General features: G+C 41.9%; 15 protein-coding genes. 4 read left to right on the forward strand and 11 right to left on the reverse strand.

Annotated elements, in window-relative coordinates:
* Positions 1–8: 8 nt before the first annotated feature.
* The 3 genes from HLI_RS05255 (at position 9) to HLI_RS05265 (ending at position 1,975) form a co-directional block, all read left to right on the forward strand.
* Entirely contained in the window at positions 9–560 is a 552-nt protein-coding gene (locus HLI_RS05255) for a DUF3267 domain-containing protein (RefSeq protein ID WP_128523676.1), read from the forward strand.
* Between the two features lie 134 nt (positions 561–694).
* Positions 695–877, forward strand: a complete 183-nt coding sequence (locus tag HLI_RS21970; protein ID WP_128523678.1) for a hypothetical protein — start codon at positions 695–697, stop codon at positions 875–877.
* A 174-nt stretch (positions 878–1,051) separates the two neighbouring features.
* Positions 1,052–1,975 carry a peptidylprolyl isomerase gene (locus HLI_RS05265; protein WP_128523680.1) on the forward strand — a complete coding sequence of 308 codons (924 nt, stop codon included), beginning with the start codon at positions 1,052–1,054 and terminating at the stop codon, positions 1,973–1,975.
* A gap of 37 nt (positions 1,976–2,012) precedes the next feature.
* On the opposite strand, the gene HLI_RS05270 is transcribed toward HLI_RS05265, so the two are convergent.
* From HLI_RS05270 to HLI_RS05295, 7 genes are all read right to left on the reverse strand, one after another.
* Complete coding sequence (locus HLI_RS05270) at positions 2,013–2,210, reverse strand: sporulation YhaL family protein (RefSeq protein ID WP_128523682.1); 198 nt, start codon at positions 2,208–2,210, stop codon at positions 2,013–2,015.
* Positions 2,211–2,357: 147 nt separating this feature from the next.
* Positions 2,358–2,918 (reverse strand): GbsR/MarR family transcriptional regulator, encoded by a 561-nt coding sequence (locus tag HLI_RS05275; RefSeq protein ID WP_128523683.1) that lies wholly within the window; start codon positions 2,916–2,918, stop codon positions 2,358–2,360.
* Between the two features lie 85 nt (positions 2,919–3,003).
* Positions 3,004–5,922 carry an ATP-binding protein gene (locus HLI_RS05280; protein ID WP_164908492.1) on the reverse strand — a complete coding sequence of 973 codons (2,919 nt, stop codon included), beginning with the start codon at positions 5,920–5,922 and terminating at the stop codon, positions 3,004–3,006.
* Positions 5,909–7,171: a metallophosphoesterase family protein gene (locus HLI_RS05285; RefSeq protein ID WP_164908493.1), complete on the reverse strand. Its 1,263-nt coding sequence runs from the start codon at positions 7,169–7,171 to the stop codon at positions 5,909–5,911. The genes HLI_RS05280 and HLI_RS05285 overlap by 14 nt, the downstream gene beginning before the upstream one ends.
* A 310-nt stretch (positions 7,172–7,481) precedes the next feature.
* Positions 7,482–7,634, reverse strand: a complete 153-nt coding sequence (locus HLI_RS21505; protein ID WP_164908494.1) for a hypothetical protein — start codon at positions 7,632–7,634, stop codon at positions 7,482–7,484.
* A 785-nt stretch (positions 7,635–8,419) separates the two neighbouring features.
* Positions 8,420–9,676 (reverse strand): ABC transporter permease, encoded by a 1,257-nt coding sequence (locus tag HLI_RS05290; RefSeq protein ID WP_128523689.1) that lies wholly within the window; start codon positions 9,674–9,676, stop codon positions 8,420–8,422.
* Positions 9,669–10,568: an ABC transporter ATP-binding protein gene (locus HLI_RS05295; protein ID WP_128523691.1), complete on the reverse strand. Its 900-nt coding sequence runs from the start codon at positions 10,566–10,568 to the stop codon at positions 9,669–9,671. The genes HLI_RS05290 and HLI_RS05295 overlap by 8 nt, the downstream gene beginning before the upstream one ends.
* A gap of 314 nt (positions 10,569–10,882) precedes the next feature.
* Between HLI_RS05295 and HLI_RS05300 the strand changes: the two genes are divergently transcribed.
* Positions 10,883–11,068: a YhzD family protein gene (locus HLI_RS05300; protein WP_128523693.1), complete on the forward strand. Its 186-nt coding sequence runs from the start codon at positions 10,883–10,885 to the stop codon at positions 11,066–11,068.
* A 77-nt stretch (positions 11,069–11,145) separates the two neighbouring features.
* On the opposite strand, the gene HLI_RS05305 is transcribed toward HLI_RS05300, so the two are convergent.
* From HLI_RS05305 to HLI_RS05320, 4 genes are all read right to left on the reverse strand, one after another.
* Positions 11,146–11,916 (reverse strand): enoyl-CoA hydratase, encoded by a 771-nt coding sequence (locus HLI_RS05305; protein ID WP_128523695.1) that lies wholly within the window; start codon positions 11,914–11,916, stop codon positions 11,146–11,148.
* Between the two features lie 377 nt (positions 11,917–12,293).
* The gene (locus HLI_RS05310; RefSeq protein ID WP_128523697.1) at positions 12,294–12,653 is read right to left on the reverse strand and encodes a YlbF/YmcA family competence regulator; all 360 of its coding nucleotides are present in this window, start codon (positions 12,651–12,653) and stop codon (positions 12,294–12,296) included.
* A gap of 84 nt (positions 12,654–12,737) precedes the next feature.
* On the reverse strand, positions 12,738–13,874 hold the full coding sequence (locus tag HLI_RS05315) for a DUF445 domain-containing protein (protein WP_128523699.1): 1,137 nt from the start codon (positions 13,872–13,874) through the stop codon (positions 12,738–12,740).
* Between the two features lie 217 nt (positions 13,875–14,091).
* Complete coding sequence (locus tag HLI_RS05320) at positions 14,092–14,502, reverse strand: ferritin-like domain-containing protein (protein ID WP_128523700.1); 411 nt, start codon at positions 14,500–14,502, stop codon at positions 14,092–14,094.
* Positions 14,503–14,606: the final 104 nt, after the last annotated feature.

Genomic DNA, 14,606 nt, shown 5'->3' on the forward strand with positions numbered 1-14,606 from the left:
GGATTCTTATGATGAACTGCTGGAAAACAGTCAACATCAATAAAGAATTCGGTCTGAATCGTATCTATCTTATGTCTTTTTTAACAGGATTGCTATCCTTTTTGATTCTGTACGTTCCGTTTTCAATGCTCCATGGAACGCACGACATGAAAGATCACGGATTCCTTCCATTGTTGATTATTTTGTTCTTCCTGCCAGCTATGCATCGACTAATGCATATGCTTCCATTGATGCTTAGTTATAAACGGCTGCGCGTGAAGTTCAACTTCAGAAAGCGTTTTGTACCAACGTTCACTTACCAATGCAAATCTAAACTTTCTAAGAAGACATCGATCTTAATGGCTTTAGCGCCGACAATGTTGATCACTCTCCCAGCACTCGTCATGGGCTATGTCTTCCCTAACTATTTTGCCTATCTCGTACTCTTTGCATCAGTGAATCTCGGTCTTTCTTTTTCAGATTTCCTTTATCTGAACTATTTTGCCAAAGCGCCGAAAAGATGCTTGATCGAAAATGCAAAAGAGGGTTACGATATCTTGATCCACCAACCAAAAGCTTAGATTATGATTAAACTATTCCTTGAACAGCGTTCATTCCGATGAACGCTGTTTTTTCATAGGGACGATGTTTTTCTGTTCAATTCACCTAAATTTTGATAGAGTAGTTTCATAGGGAATAAAGGAGGTTCTTCAATATGGCATTTGGATTCAGCTTGTACGCTCTCGTCATTTTATTTGTGTTTAACTTACTCACACATTCCTTATGCTCAAAAACGAAAATGTCGACTGAAAAGCAAACACGTGTCTTCCGAACTATAAATGTGCTGATTACGATCTTACTCATTTCATCATACGTGGAAGTCCTTAATACACTTTAAGCGAACAGGCCGGTTGCCAAGCTCCTAAACCGGCCTGTTTTTTTCACTTAACTTTATCTGGTTCCACAGGACAATATAGAACAAACGAGGCAAAATATGTTATATTAACTCATGGGCTGTTAAATAAATCTCTACGTCATGTAAAATACAATAAGGTTTAGGAGTGTCAGGAATATGAAAAAATTGGTCATTACAGCTGCACTTGCAGCAAGCGTATTCACACTATCTGCTTGTTCATCGAATGCAGATGAATCAGAAGCGGTTGTCGAGACTAGTGGTGGAGAAGTTACGAAAGAAGAGTTCTATCAGGAATTGAAGGCCAAGCATGGGGAGCAGATCCTTCAACAACTCGTAATGAAAGAAGTCCTTTCAGATAAATACGAGGTCTCTGATGAAGCAGTGAACAAAGAAGTAGAATCATTAAAAGAGCAATATGGAGATCAGTTCGAAATGGTCCTTCAACAAAGCGGTTTTTCTAATGAAGATGAATTCAAAGAAACTATTCGCCTAAGCCTGCTGCAAGAAAAAGCAGCTTCTGAAGATATTGAAATATCTGAAGAAGAAATGAAAAATTATTACGAACGCATGAAGACGGAAGTTCAAGCAAGTCATATTCTAGTTTCAGACGAAGAAACAGCAAAAGAAGTGAAACAGAAGCTGGAGGATGGTGAGGACTTCGCTTCATTAGCTAGTGAATACTCTTCTGACGGTTCTGCCCAACAAGGTGGTAAACTCGGTTGGTTCGGACCTGGCGAAATGGCTGCGGAATTCGAAGATGCTGCTTACAGTCTTGAAGCTGGTGAAGTGAGTGACCCTGTTCAAACACAGTTCGGTTTCCATATCATCAAAGTGACAGATAAGCGCGATACAGAAGATGTAGAGTCATATGAAGACGCGAAAGAAGAAATCAAACGTACACTGATCAGCCAAAAGATCGATCAGGCAGAACTTCAAAGTAAAATGGATCAATTGATGCAGGATGCTGAAATTGATGTGAAAGATGAAGACTTCAAAGATCTTTTCAGCAGTGAACCTGCTGAAGGTGAACAACCTGCAGAAGAAGAAAGTAAAGAAGAAGAAAGTAAAGAAGAAAAATAATCAAGTAAAAAGCCAGGTGAGGCCACTCACCTGGCTTTTATTCTGACATCATAGCCTTTCTTTTTCCGCGGAGTTCTTTCTCTTCCTCCATCCGTTTCAAATACACTTGTCCTTCACGTTCTATAAACTCCTGTTCTAAATGATGTTCCGCTCTCATCGCACGAATCGCCATATACCCACTAACAAATATGAATACGATACAAAAGAAAACCCAAACCGGAAGACCGAATATCATGGATGCATCCTCCCTACTCCATTTGTAACTATCTTATGAGAAGTAACGTAGAAATATGAACAAGCCTCCATGGAACACAAAAAAACTGCTCCTTTCCAACAACGGTAAAACATAGCGCGCCCGCGTCTGGAATTAGGAACAGTTCCTTTATTTTTTCTTTTGTTGTTCGACTTTAGGGACATATTGGAAGATTTCACCGGATTCAACGACATGAATGAATTTCATCAACCAGCGATAATAGTTCTGCGCATATTCTAACCGCTCAATGTCGTGATTGATTTTTTCTTTCAAATTATCATCAGCAGTCTCTTCTTTTAATTCTAACAGCTCCTGGATAGCTTCATCTGCTTCCTCGATATTCGTTTCAGTATGATGCCTCCAGCGACTGCCGAACAAGGACGTGAAGGATTTATACCAATCCTCTTCTGATTTGTATAAGTCTTTACGTATACCTTTCTTAAAAGAAGGTTCCACCATCTTCATATCTGACAGAGCCCGTACCCCTGTCGACATGCTGGTCTTGCTCATTTCCAATGCTTCTCTCATATCATCCAAAGTCATCGGATCTTCAGAAAAATACAACACTCCGTACAGACGCCCAATGGAAGGGGTCACCCCATACAAATTCATATTTTTAGCAATCACCTGGATGAATTGTTCAATTGTCTCTTCATATTTGGTCCAATCTTCTTTGTGTGCTTGTTGCAATGGAAACCCTCCATTTGCTTATTCCTCAAGTAATCTTAGAACATTTTATCATTAAAGCTTATAATTTGCGACCTTATCCATCATTTTATTGAAGTTCTTGTACTTGTGGGCTTTGAAACAATGAAGGCAGGTCACTTCTCCAAGAAAATAATATCACTTGATGGCGAGTCGACACTTCCTCTAATATCTCTGACATCACTTGAAGGCGTGTCTGGTCAAAATGGACAAATGCATCATCTACTAGAAATGGAAGGCGCATCGATTCTGCCATCGTTTCTCCTAAAGCTAACCGGAAAGCCACATACAACTGATCCCTCGTCCCCCGTGAAAGTTCTTCAGGGCTATAGATCGTACCATCATGGTGGCCTACTATGATCCGTTCACTCTCTGGCAACAGCCGGATTTGGCTGTAATTTCCCTTTGTCAACTTCAGGAAGTGTGTTTCGGCTACGCTCATGACTTGAGGTAAATATTTTTTCTTGTACGTTTGTTTCGTTTTTCTTAAAATTTGGAGGGCAACTCTATACTTAGCCCATTCCTTCGCTTGTTCTTGAAGGCGTTCCTTTTCCATTTGAAAACGATGAGTGATTTCAGATCGTTCTTCTGAATTTTCCAAGCGGCTGATACTGCTATGAATATCCGCTAAAGACTGCTGAGCTTTGCTTCTTTTTTCTTCCAGATGCTGCTTTTCTTTCTTAATATGATCAAGTCGGGCTTGTAGGTCCGATTCATCCGCCACTCGCTCCCACACACCGAACTCTTCTTGTTCTTCCTCTGATAACATCCCCTTCAGTTGTTGTTCGAGATCCTTCAGCACATACAAGGTACGATCTTTTTCTTCCACTTGCCGTGCTTTCTGATAGAAGTCACCTTCAGTAGTCACCCCGGCTTCGTAAAAAAGGTCCTCCCTTTTATTTATATACGTTTGCAGTTTCATCTCATTTTCTTTGGCCTGTCGAGTTAACTCATGTAAAGACTCTTTGATTTGTTTACATTGCTCTCTCTTTTTGTCTTGTTCGTTCAGCCAGCTCATTAAGGCACGCCAATGAAGTTCTACGTTCCGTTTATAGAATTCCCAATTGTTGCGATGGTAAAACCCTTCCATTTCCTCTATAATCGTATTTGACCTGGCTTGGTGTAATTCAAGATCCTGCACGATACGATGGTGTTCCACCCGCTTTTCCCTTGCTTGTGTTAATAAATGATATAACTTTTCCCAATAATCGATTTTTAACGACTTCAGAAATGGATAAAGACTCTCCTGTTCAGCTTTTGCTGATTCAAATCTGAGCTTCCTTTGGTTCAAATGGTTCCTTTTCTCTTCCAGCCGTATTTCTTCCTGGTTTAATTGTCTCCATTGATCATGAAGGTGTTCCAACTCCGTTTTACGCTTTTCATACTTTTGCAGCTGATTACGTGCCTTGTCTAGGTTTTGGTAGGAGACATGATCATCTTTTTGTGTTCCTTGAGAATTAGTGTGTGCTTGTAGTGTTATATGACTTTTATACGCTAGTACTGCAAAAACTACCGTAGCAAGAATTGTAAGTAAGACCACTTCTATTCCAGGCAGGAAGGACTGGAATATCAAACCTAGGACAAGAGCGCCGACAGCCCCTGCTGCCCCGGTCTTCCTACGCTTTATCATATCTGCTCTAGAAGTTCGTATTTGCCTGTCTGAAGGCGCTGTTGCCGACTGATATGCATCTTCTATTTGCCTTTCATAAACTCTGACCTGTTCTTCACTGATTTGTTCATGTTCTATTGAAGCCTGCTGTGCTTCGATTTTCTCGAACTCCCGGCCTATATCCAGTTCCTGTTCGTGGAGATGTTCTTCTTCGCGATTGACATTATTCCATTCACTTCTCAAGTCCCTCCACGTTTCTTCTATGTAGAAAGGAAGCGGATAATCATCCAAATCATCTTCTTCGATAGGAACATCCATATGGTTCAAGTCCTTTTGCAATTGCTCACGGGTCCGTTCGGCCTGCTTAGTGAGTTGAATTGACTCATTAGCGTCCTGGTCATAGTCCGTTTTTTTATTCAACAAAAGACGGGCCTTTTCTTCTTCCTCATGGTCCAATTCTTCTCGAAGCTCCTCTAACTTGCGCTGCCATTCATCATGATTATTCGCTAACATCTTTTTCTCAGATTCTAATGGAAGAATCGCTTCTTTCATTTGTTGACATCGTTCGATGCCTGACTCAGGAAATATCAAAGAGGAGTCGAGGCTCTCTGCCTCTTCTTTCATTTGGTGATATTGAACGAGAACGGGTCTTGTTTTCAGTATTTGCTGCGTCCTGTGAAGTCGATTGATATTTTCGGTAGCATTTTTCTCTATTTGTTCAAGATCTTGAATCCATTCCTCTTTTTCCTTTTGCAATCTCTCATAGTCTTCTTCATCATTTTCCACTGCGAGCTTCTTTTGGTGCCAACGTTCAACACGTTCGATTTGTTCATTAATTTCAGGCTTTTTCCCTTTTGGCTTGAACCGTTCATCCATATGCTTTTCAAGCCATTTTTCTGTTTGATATATCTGATCAGACCCTGTCAAACCGATGTTGAGTAGCACTTCTCCCAATTCGTCACCAGTAAGATTTTGTAAGCGCAGCAAATCATCTGCACTAAAACTGAAAATGGATTCATACACTTTCCTGTCCGTGCTTCCTAAGAGGTGGTGCAGCCATTCTTCCTCACGCTCTTCGCCCGATTCTAAACGACATACTGCCCGGCCGTTGTAACGGTCATGCAGCCGTTCCACCCAAACATCCCCATAATCTTCGGTTTTCAAAAGGATTCGCCCACCGAGCGCACCACCGGACTTAGGTAGGTAAAACTCTCTTTGCTTCGGGGACAACCCGAAAAGCATAAACAGAATGAATTGGTACAATGTCGATTTTCCCGCTTCGTTTTCACCAATCAGAAGGTTTACCTTGTTAGCGGCTGGTGATATCGAAAAATCTTTCCACTTTCCAAAACCATGAACTCTTAACTCAGCTATTTTCAAGATTTCCCCCCTCACTGCCTAATAAACGCTCGACAGTCAGCGACTTGGCCATTTCGATCGCCTCCTGCTTTTCCTCCTCAGACAATGGCTGCACATATTTCGATACTTTCCGATGAGAAAATAAAGGAGTCAGCCATTCTTCCAATTGCTCCTCATCGACTTGATGCACTGTTCGTAATAGCTCACCAGTGAAGTGATGGCTATTTACCAATTCTTCCTCATTCCATGCAGGACGGTCCTCGATGATTATTTGCTCCACCCACACCCAATCCTGCCGATCTAAATCTTCTGCTTCATTCACAAGATCCATCCACTCCTGGACAATCCCTTCCATCCACCAGTACCTCAACTTCCCTGCCTTCGAACTCAAGGTGATGGTGAGCATTACTGCGGTCTCTGTTTTTAGGAAACGTTTTTTTATTTCTTCCAGTACACCTTCAAGCTCTTGTGGTTCTTCAATATGATCACAAGAGGCTCTGGCTGCCTCGTACGTGAAACTGTGAAGAGGAAGAAACTCAGTTGTCCAGATGCCTTCTTGATGTTCAATCAAGTAACACCCTTTCTCTCCTGGCTCTTTCCTTGAACGTCCCTGGATGTTCCCTGGATAGATGATCGGAGGATCATCAGATAAAGATTCGCGCTTATGTATATGGCCGAGTGCCCAATAATCCATCCCTTTATTTTTCAGTTCCTCCATCGAAAAAGGGGCATATACATCATGGTCTGTATTCGTTTCAAGGCTCCCATGCAGCATGGCGATATGATAAAAAGAGTTTCCCACAGGCTGGTATTCCTGCACTTTACGCCCCCGGACTTCTCTATTCTCATAACTGAAGCCATAAATGCGGGCCAGCTGTTCGCCCTTCTTTTCATAAACAAAGGACTCCACGGTCTCCCCGGAAAAAATATGGACATGGTCTGGAAAAGTAATCGGATATTTTGCTCCTTTGGTGTAGTCATGATTTCCATAGCCCATAAAGACGTGGATGCCTTTCTCTTCGAGGCGTTCAAATCCACGCCGAAGATGCACTTGTGCTTTCAAACTCCTCATTTCTTCGTTATATAAATCACCAGCAATCAATAAAAAGTCGACTTCATGATAGAGACAAGCTTCTATGAGCCTATCAAAAGCCTCGAAAGTACTGGCACGGAGCTTCTCCAGTAAGGCTGCTGGCAAGTCTCCTTTTGTTTTGAAAAGGCTGTCCAAATGCAAGTCAGCACTATGAATAAACCGTATTGCTGAGCTCATGTGGCCCACCTCCGTTCTCGTTTTCTTCATTTTAACAAACCCCTCAATCGAATGCACGTTCGTAACATACTTGAATTATATTGGACGATAAGGCTCACTTGTAAATCAGAATGATATCCACAAAAAAAGACATTTATTTTAAAGGCTCTGTTAAATGTCAGTGTTGATTTTTTGATATAAGCTCCCTTATCTGGAAGACTCAGTTCCGAGATATCTGGGAGTGCGAACGGGGTCTTGGAAGCTACTCGCTTTCCGCGGGGAAGACGGCAAGCCTCCTCGGGCTAACGCCGAAGCTACTGAAAAAACCTTTTCAATCTAGAGGAGCTGTTAAAGTTTGGTGTTGCTTCTCACGAATCGCTTGTCGGTGGGTGCTTGCCGCGGGCACGGCCTCAGCTAACTTGGTCAAGAAGAGCACTTGACCAAGTGGATCTTCGGCTCGCGCTGTTCCCGCAGGCGTCACCACCGAACGCTCATCGTGGAATCAACGAGGCCCATCTAAAAAGAGTGATTTTCTTTGATTTATTAAAGAATTTCGCTATAATCATTCTTCTCCTGAAGAAGTGTTTTGCTACCGATCTAAATCTGTACGTAAGATGATTCACACAGTAAATGAAGGCATTCAAGGAATAAGAGCACAAATGTCTCATCGAAATAATAAAACGTCTAACTGGCGTTTTTATTTGTTGCATAACTCAAAAAGTTGCACTTCTTCAGTGGCCTCCTTGCGCCCTGTGGGGTCTCGCCAGTCTATCCTTTCCCGCAGGAGTCTCGCAGCTTCCCATCCCCCATTACTTCAATGAGTATGTCGAAATTGCCGGACGAACAGCACAGGGATCTATAATGAAAAGGCTCTACAGAAGGTTTTCTCACCTCTTCTTTCATTAAACAGTCGGATAGCGTACAATTCGATTTCGAGATGCTTAATACGGCTAAGGGGCGGAGGGAAACGGTGAGACTCCTATGGGATGTGCCGGGACAGCTGAGACCCCACAGGACGAAGTCCGAGGAGGCTCAGCGCCCGCCCCATGGAACGCGAACCTTTTCCCGCAGCCCCTAGAATCTCACAAACATCTCGAAATCGTGTCTTCAAGAATCCTGCCATATAATTGAATAACTCTCATATGAAAAACAACCTTTAACAAAGCCATTAAAAAAAAGCATTCCAACCTGAACACTGGTCGGAATGCTGAAGTGGTCGTTCATTTTATTTTTGTACTCGAATTCAAAAAGGAATAGCCAGAAACGTTATCATCCTTTTTCTTTCTTAGATAACTGCAATGCAGTTTTCAAGTCCTTCAAAGACGATGACTTACCATACATGAGGACCCCTCCGCGATAAATTCTGGCTCCCAGCCATCCGAGCAAAGCAATAGAAGCGACTAAAATACCGATAGATAACGCGATTTCCCAGGCCGGAATATCAAGCATACCTACCCGCAGGAACATGATTAAAGGAGTGAAGAATGGAAAGTAGGAACTTATCGTAATGAATTTAGCATCAGGTACACCTAGACCGAACATGGCAATAAGGAAAGCTGCGATGATCAACATCATCATCGGCGCAACGATTTGCTGAGCGTCTTCCAACCTGCTGACAAGAGAACCAAGGGTTGCGGCTAACGTTGCAAATAACAGGTACCCCAGCAAGAAGAAGACAACGGCAAATATAACTGTAGATGGTTGAACTTCCGTGAGACCAAATGATTCAAGCATGGACCCCTCGCCTGACTGCATACTTTGCTGGATGCCGAAATATCCGACTGAAATGAAGATGGCAAATTGGGTTAAGCCCAAAAAGGCGATTCCGATGATTTTCGCAAACATCTGTGAGACTGGTGATACACTGGAGATCAAGATTTCCATGACGCGGCTTGATTTTTCTGTGGCCACTTCTGTTGAAATCATATTTCCATACATGATGACAGAAAAATACATGAAAAATAACATAATATAGACAAGCCCACGTGTTTGATTCAGTTCCTCCGCAGTCTTAGCACTCTCTTCCAAAGCGACCAGCTCGAAATTGACAGGAGCAGAGATCTGTTGGAGAGTCTCTTGATCAACATCCGCCTGCTGTGTCACCTGTTGAGCCTTCAGTTGCTGTAGAGCCTGGCGGACAGGTTCACTATCCCCTGTATTGGCGATTTGATTTGCATAATACGTCGCTTGAGGAAGCCCTTCTTCTCCTTCCTCTATCTGCACTACAGAAGTGTGCTCTCCCTCTTCTACTGAAGCCTTCGCCTCTTCAAGGCTGCCTTCATAGGCTTCAATGGATAGATCATCATTCGTAGCCAGCGTCTGTTGTAACGATTGGAGCCATCCTTCATTTTCCGTTATGACAGCAACTTTCTTTTCTTCTTCCCCATCACTGAAGGTTTCTATGATGGATTGTAAATTGGATAAAACCATAATAAGAGCGATTGTAATGATGGTGGTAATGATAAACGATTTGGATTTGACGCGGTTTTTATAAGTATGCGCCATCATAATGAAAAACTTATTCATAAGAAGCCCCCACTTTCTCGATAAAGATATCATTCAGTGTCGGCTCTTCGAGGTCAAAAGTTCGTACAAACCCTTTTCCATGGAGTTCTCCGAATACATCTTGAGCGATCTCCTCTGATTCAATCTGGAGTTCGCATCCCTCTGATAAAGGTTTATACTTCGTTACTCCACGAATGTTTTCAAGATAGGATGTATCAAAGTCAGCATGGACACGAATATTCTTTTTGCCGAAAGACTTTTTGATCTCCTTTAACCTTCCATGAACCACAGGGGTCCCATGATGTAAAATGCATAAATGCTCACAAAGCTCTTCAACATGCTCCATCCTGTGTGAAGAAAACACAATCGATGTTCCTGCCTCTTTAAGGTCCACCACTGCTTTCTTCAACATTTCTACATTGACAGGGTCCAGGCCCGAAAACGGCTCATCCAATATCAGTAATTTCGGCTTATGTAGAACAGCAGAAATGAACTGAATTTTTTGTTGGTTCCCTTTGGACAATTCTTCTACTTTCTTATGCTTATACTCAGGAACTTTGAAACGCTCGAGCCACCCATCAATTTCTTTCAGGGCATCCGCTTTCTTCATCCCTCTCAGCTTTGCTAAATAAACGAGCTGATCTTGAACTTTCAACTTTGGATAAAGCCCTCTTTCTTCAGGTAAATAACCGATAAGATGACTTTCTCCATACCCGATATTTCCATTATTCCAGGAAATATCTCCTCCTGTTTGATCAAGTAAACCCAGGATCATCCGAAATGTGGTCGTTTTCCCAGCACCATTCGCTCCTAAAAAGCCGAAAATCTGTTTTTCAGGAATTTCTATAGACAGGTGATCTACTGCTGTAAATGATCCGAACTTCTTGGTTACTTCTTTTAAACGTAACGTCATTCTTTCCTCTCCCTTCTCTTACCATCTCTTATACGACTTATAACAGTGGTCCGTTTCATTTTTTTGAGCTTCGGGATTATTCTATTCAGGTCCTTCGCAGGTTGGCTGGGGAATAATTCGCTTATCCTCCATCCCGAATTATCCTTGGAATCTCGAAACCAACCCTTACAGATAACTGCTAAATCACAAAGTGGACATATAAACACCAACGTCTAAAAAGTTTTTCAATAAAAAGATTTAATTCTTGCAGGATTTTCTACCATTCATGACAAAAGTAGTGTAATGAACACCTATTCATTCAAGGAGGAACATCGATGAAAAAATACTACTTAACTGTATTCGAAAAAGACGGGACAAATGTACTTGATGAATCATTCGAAGCTGAAAATGACGACGAAGCTAAAAAAATAGGTTCTCAAACACTGGAAGAAAAGGGTTACGGTGAGCATACACATCGATGTGCTGCTCCTGAAGGCCACCTCGTTTTGTTCCACAGATAATTGATAGAACCATTTTACAATCGTCTTGAATTTCTTGGACTTTGAAAAAGGTCGCGCCAACACTGCGCGACCTTTCCTCATTCTCCCCGAAAATCAGGTGTTCGTTTCTCTAAAAACGCTTGAACTCCCTCCATATGATCATTGGTTTGGCGCAACTGCCACTGTGCCTGCCTTTCTTTCGCCAGATACTGTAACAATCGATCCAGTCCATATTGATGGTAAATCTGTTTCGTTGCGATCATAGATTTCAATGGACGTTTGCTCCACTTTTGAGCGATTTGATCCGCTTCTTCAAAAACAGAACCGTTGACTACGATATCCACCAGTTTATGATCATAAGCTTCTTTGGCTCTCATCTGCTGACCTTCCCATGCAAAATGTTTAGCTCGATGAGTCCCTAAACGCTCCTGCAGCCAAAAATGCCCCCCGCCGTCTGGTGCGAGCCCGATCCCGATGAAATTCATTGATAAGGTGGCATCAGGTTCGGCTACTACATAATCCGCAGCCAAGGCGATGCTCAAGCCTAAACCTACTACAGGACCATGAAGTGCAGAAATGACGACTTTCGGCATTGTATATATCGTCGTAACAATTTTCTCTATATGATCCATCACTTGATCATATTTTTGACTGTCTGTGAAATCTTTCATCATACTGAGATCTCCGCCAGCGCAAAACCCATCTCCTTTGCCAGATAAAACAAGGAGTTGGGCGTCTGTTTCCTTTACTGTTTCAAGTACGGAAGCAAACTCTTCCAACAGCTCTCCATCCAAGGCATTATATTTTTCACCACGAGCTATCCTTAAGTGGACGACATTCTCTTTTTCTTCGATAATAAAATGCTTCATGTTCATTCCCCTTTAATGGAAAAATTATTCTTTTGTTGTCTTTCGTCAAATCCAGGGCATTTTCCTGCATGCCTCGACAAAAAAATATACACTCCGCCTATACCAATGACATAAAGAAAATACAATCACTGCTGGACGAACATAAGCGACTCGGACCCTTCCGACAAGCTTAAGCACAAACGTATCGTGAAGCAATTTCCATAAACGGATCAGGTGGATTTTAACCAGTGAAAGAATCCTATCTATCATGCACAACATCTTTTTAAACTTGTATCATCAAATTTCCGGAATACAATAAAAACCACCGGAAATAAATTCCGGTGGTTTTCTTGTCGTTCAGGAACGCCCGACTTACGCAAGGCGCATTCACTTTTCTATTATTGCTGTGGTTCTTCAGGGGTACCGTAAAGTTCTTCAAGTGGTTTAGTGATGATTTTGCTTACATCATTAATCACTGTGTTAAGGCGCTGTTCTTCTTCCATAAGCTTAGAGATCTCTGGGTGTTGTTGTACAAGTTCAACGACTTTGCGTGCTTCTTCTACTTCTTCCTCAGAAATTTCTTCACCTTGCATTTGTTTTTGCTGAAGTGTGATTTGTGTTTGACGGAAATCGTCGAACATTTTCTTCGCAGCTTCGTCATTCATAACTGCTTCATATGCTTCCTTCAACCCGTTGAACTCTTCACTGTTACGGATTGCTTTTTCTAGATCATACGCGTAATCATATAGATTTGCCATAAAGATTAGAACCTCCTAAGATTTCGTTCTTTTACTCCTCCCCCACTATAACAAACTCACCTAGCTCTGTATAGGAATTGGTCATTATCCGAAAAATAGCACAATAATAGCCTGTAAAAATCCGATCATACCGCCTAATAAAGCCCCTAAATAAGTAATCATCTTGAACTCCCGCCTGGAAATGCCAAGTACCATTTCCTCGAGACGTTCGACCTGAAATGCTTCCACTTCTTCTTGGACAATTTCAGATAATCGCATAGTACTCATCATATTTTCAATTTTTGATGAAAGTACTTCGCTTGACTGTTTAACGATAAGTGGCACAAATTCTTGCAGGATTTTTTGCTCATAGGGTTTCGACCATTCAGCGACGGATCGAGACATCCATTCCTCGACAGGCAGTGATTTAGCTACTGCTTGTCCAAGTACATGACTGATGGTTTCTGCCCCTACTTTTTCTTCAAAAAAGCCGATGGGTTGCTGCATAAGCTTGTCTTTTTCTGTATGGAGCATCGTTTTCAACCACTCGTTCATTTCTCGATCAGAGACATAACGGAGAATAACCGGATAAATTCGTTCGGTCAAGCCATCAGAACCCATAAAGGAAGTAAGCATGTTACCTAGAAACCCCTGGTTATCCAGGTAGTTGTCGATTAAGGCAGCCACCTTCTCTCTACCTTCAGTGCTCCGGAAATATTGTTCGATACTCTGCTGAATATGATCAGCAACTTGATCGACTCCCTCGTCCGACTTTTCTCTCCACTCTAGAGATAAAAGTTCTTCCACTTTCATTCCGCGATAGTCCTTAATAAAAGAATGATAGCGGCCTTCTACCCACTCGGCTATATTGGCTTTCAATTTGTCTGAAGTAACCTCGATATCAAAGGACTCTAATAAATGTTCGACTGTTTTGTCTTGTTGAATCATTGTTCGCACTTCTTCTTGCGCCCAACCTGTCATTTGGTTTTGAAAATCCGGGTGAGCAAGCTTTCTCCTGATCCCTTCAGGCGTAAGGAGGTGATTGACTACCATCTTCCCTAATTGCTGAGCCAATTCCTTTTGTCGTTTCGGAATCAGCCCCGGTGTTAATGGGAGCCGGTAATTCCCTATATGAATCGCCCTGTATGGACGAAATAACATTTTAATCGCTAACGAGTTGGTCAATCCACCAATAAGTGCACCGACCCCAACCATAAGTAAAATAAGCATAACTGGATTCATGATACAACCTCTTTCTGATCTTGGTGTACCAAGTATAATTGAAATAATAATGTTGTGCCAATAACAGGCAGTTATAATAGCTGATTGCAGAAGTTGGATACAACTAATCCACATTCAACAAAAGCATCTTAAGCAGTAGTAAGCTACTGTTGGTCTTTCATCACGATCAACTCAGAAAAACAAAAAAGGTCCAGATTTATCCAGGACCTCCCTACGCTCATTTTAAGCGTCCATATATCGTTCCAAATCTGGTTGCATGCTCCATCTCATCGGTCATCGCTATGAACAAAGGCTGGTAGGCCATCGGAGTCGGAATCATGAACAACATTTGTCTGTACATTTCTGCTGCTTCAAACTCATCTTTTTGCGCTTTAATGACACCTTCCTCAAATGAACGATAGGAAACAGGATCGGGCTCGAATTCATGGTAATGACCTGTCAGTTGAAAATAAAGGTGCTGGAACATTTGATAATGATTCAACTCATCATCTTCTGCATGCTTGATGTAATCACGGAATAGACGATTACTTGTGTCCCCGCCTAAACGTTTGTAAAAGTCATTGGCGTTCCATTCATTTTCAATCGCCTGTGCTAACATTTGGATAAAAGACTGATTTTGATTTTGCATTCAATCCCCTCCTCTATTCTTATAAATATGTTTGGGAGAGACAAGTTTATGACATGTTCTTCCCTCATCTTTTTCAATTTTCAGGGCAAAATGAGAAAAAAGGA

Source organism: Halobacillus litoralis (assembly GCF_004101865.1).
Classification (GTDB): Bacteria; Bacillota; Bacilli; order Bacillales; family Halobacillaceae; genus Halobacillus; species Halobacillus litoralis_A.

Bases quoted from the DNA above. Each gene is read 5' to 3' on its own strand.
- HLI_RS05255 (WP_128523676.1), top strand. From the start codon at position 9: ATGATGAACTGCTGGAAAACAGTCAACATCAATAAAGAATTCGGTCTG.
- HLI_RS21970 (WP_128523678.1), top strand. From the start codon at position 695: ATGGCATTTGGATTCAGCTTGTACGCTCTCGTCATTTTATTTGTGTTT.
- HLI_RS05265 (WP_128523680.1), top strand. From the start codon at position 1,052: ATGAAAAAATTGGTCATTACAGCTGCACTTGCAGCAAGCGTATTCACA.
- HLI_RS05270 (WP_128523682.1), bottom strand. From the start codon at position 2,210: ATGATATTCGGTCTTCCGGTTTGGGTTTTCTTTTGTATCGTATTCATA.
- HLI_RS05285 (WP_164908493.1), bottom strand. From the start codon at position 7,171: ATGAGCTCAGCAATACGGTTTATTCATAGTGCTGACTTGCATTTGGAC.
- HLI_RS05290 (WP_128523689.1), bottom strand. From the start codon at position 9,676: ATGAATAAGTTTTTCATTATGATGGCGCATACTTATAAAAACCGCGTC.
- HLI_RS05295 (WP_128523691.1), bottom strand. From the start codon at position 10,568: ATGACGTTACGTTTAAAAGAAGTAACCAAGAAGTTCGGATCATTTACA.
- HLI_RS05300 (WP_128523693.1), top strand. From the start codon at position 10,883: ATGAAAAAATACTACTTAACTGTATTCGAAAAAGACGGGACAAATGTA.
- HLI_RS05305 (WP_128523695.1), bottom strand. From the start codon at position 11,916: ATGAAGCATTTTATTATCGAAGAAAAAGAGAATGTCGTCCACTTAAGG.
- HLI_RS05310 (WP_128523697.1), bottom strand. From the start codon at position 12,653: ATGGCAAATCTATATGATTACGCGTATGATCTAGAAAAAGCAATCCGT.
- HLI_RS05315 (WP_128523699.1), bottom strand. From the start codon at position 13,874: ATGAATCCAGTTATGCTTATTTTACTTATGGTTGGGGTCGGTGCACTT.
- HLI_RS05320 (WP_128523700.1), bottom strand. From the start codon at position 14,502: ATGCAAAATCAAAATCAGTCTTTTATCCAAATGTTAGCACAGGCGATT.